Raw genomic sequence first — 2,488 nt, 5'->3', positions numbered from 1 at the left:
TGTGCGCCCGTAAAGGTTGCATCGTAAACATCTCTTTGGCAAGAGATTAGGAAAGTGTTCTTTGAAAAATAACCTATCATCAGCCGACTTATCTGTTTTCGGGAAAACTTAACCGAGCAGGGAGTGTAGCATGTCGGAAAAGTTATAAGTCAGTTAGTTACCAAACTGCGACTGAATAGCGAGATGAAAAGATAGATATGAGGATAAAGTCCGAATTGATTGAACGATATTCCGAGTGGTCCCCCTTGAGGCTATGGCGTAAGGTAACTATCAATCGCCATATCGTGATACTACTTCAGTGTACAGGTATGAATGTAGCAAGAACTTATCACGACACAACCGCAATAAGCGAGTAAAGGACGGAAGTCGTATCCGACAATCTATCATGCCAATAGTTACGATGTGATAAACGGGGATTACCTATCCCGAAGAGCCGAAAGGCTATTAGGTTCGACCTATGAAAATTCGGAGTGGTAACGGAGCTTCCATAGTAGTTTGAGCAAGGTAACGCCTTGTACATGGCGAAGGGAAGCAGCTAATTATTAATACAATTAACGGAAAATGTGAGAGACATTATGAGAAGTCCAGAAAGAGTATTAAACAGTCTATCAGAACACAGTAAGGATGCAAGCTATAAGTTTGAACGTCTTTACAGGATTTTGTTCAATGAGGAAATGTTCTACGTTGCCTATCAGCGCATTTATGCCAAAGAAGGTAACATGACTAAAGGTTCGGACGGTCAGACCATTGACAACATGAGCCTGAAACGAATTGAAAAGTTAATTGATACGTTAAAAGATGAAACGTACCAACCCCAACCGTCAAAGAGAGTGTACATACTAAAGAAAAACGGTAAGAAAAGACCTCTTGGCGTACCGACTTTTAATGACAAGCTGATACAAGAAGTAGTAAGAATGGTATTGGAAGCCATATACGAGGGAAGTTTTGAATACACCTCGCATGGTTTCCGTCCCAATCGAAGCTGCCATACTGCATTAGCCCATATCCAAAAGGAGTTTAATGGTGCAAAATGGTTTGTAGAGGGAGACATAAAAGGCTTCTTCGATAACATAAACCATGATGTACTGATAAATACCCTCAAGGAGCGCATTACGGATGAACGTTTTATACGTTTAGTGCGCAAGTTCTTGAAAGCGGGATATATTGAAGAATGGCAATTCTATAATACTTACAGTGGCACACCGCAAGGTGGTATCATTAGCCCGATACTGGCTAATATCTACCTTGACAAACTGGACAAGTATATAAAGGAATACATTGTCAAATTCGATAAGGGGAAGAAACGAAAATTCAGTAGAGAAAGTTTGGACTTTGGCAATGTAAGAAAACGTATTGTGCGAAGATTGAAGTCCGTAAAAGACGAAAGGCAAAAGGCAAAACTAATCCTTGAACTGAAAGCAATAGAACAAGGACGGGCTAAATATCCCAACGGCGAAGAAATGGATGCCGATTACAGGAGAATGAAATATGCGAGATATGCAGATGATTTTCTCGTGGGAATTATCGGAAGTAAACAAGATGCGCAACAGATAAAGGAAGATATTAAAAACTTCCTTGCTGATAAACTGGCATTGGAACTGTCCGATGAAAAGACACTTGTCACTCACACGAAAAGACCTGCCAAGTTTCTCGGATATGAAATCTCTGTAAGAAAATCCAATGAACAAAGACGGGATAAACGAGGCAGATTGAGAAGAACCTATGGTAAAAGGGTCTGTCTGAATGTCAGTTCGGAAACTGTTCGTAAGAAACTTTTCGATTTGGGAGTCTTGGAAATGGCAAACCGTAACGGAAAGGAAATATGGAAACCGAAATGTAAATCGGGACTGATATTTAATGATGACCTTGAAATCCTTGATAGTTATAATCGGGAAATCGTGGGTTTCTATAATTACTACTCCATAGCCAACAACTGTGCCCATGCCTTGAACAATTTCAGTTACATCATGGAATACAGCATGTACAAAACGTTTGCAGGCAAATATAAGTGCCGCACACGTAAGGTAAACAAGAAATATCGTAAGAACGGTAGGTTTATCGTAAAGCACATGACTAAAACAGGGGTAAAGGAAAGGTTCTTTTACGACGGTGGCTTCAAACGAAAGAAGCCTACCTATAAATCGGAATGTGACATTATGCCACGAACAATTTATACTGCGGGGCGGACAAGTCTTGTTGAAAGACTGAAAGCCCGTGAGTGTGAATTATGTGGAGCGACAGACGACCTTGTTATGCACCATGTAAGGAAACTAAAGAACTTGCAGGGAAAGGAAAGCTGGGAACGACACATGATTGCCCGCAAACGCAAGACGATTGCCGTGTGCAGGAGTTGTCACAAGAAGATACATGACGGAAAGATAGACTGAAATTAGTGGAGAGCCGGATACGCTGAGAGGTGTAAGTCCGGTTCGGGGGCGAGCATTTGGAAACCTGTCATAGGAATATGATAAGGCGCTGGGTGCTTAGC

The 2,488-nt window shown here is 41.3% G+C and carries 1 protein-coding gene; it reads left to right on the top strand.

What is annotated here, in order from left to right; all coding sequences use genetic code 11:
* Positions 1 to 575 precede the first annotated feature (575 nt).
* A complete protein-coding gene (locus DW083_RS21810; RefSeq protein WP_122333817.1) occupies positions 576 to 2,387 on the top strand; it encodes a reverse transcriptase/maturase family protein in 1,812 nt (603 codons plus the stop codon).
* Positions 2,388 to 2,488 lie beyond the last annotated feature (101 nt).

Source organism: Parabacteroides sp. AF48-14, assembly GCF_003477465.1.
In the GTDB taxonomy this organism is placed as follows: domain Bacteria; phylum Bacteroidota; class Bacteroidia; order Bacteroidales; family Tannerellaceae; genus Parabacteroides; species Parabacteroides acidifaciens.
Note: the sequence above shows the minus strand (reverse complement) of the source record. Positions and strands in the feature narration are given on the sequence as shown.

What these genes read in the sequence shown, in the direction of transcription:
- DW083_RS21810 (WP_122333817.1), top strand. Translation starts at nt 576, where the DNA reads ATGAGAAGTCCAGAAAGAGTATTAAACAGTCTATCAGAACACAGTAAG.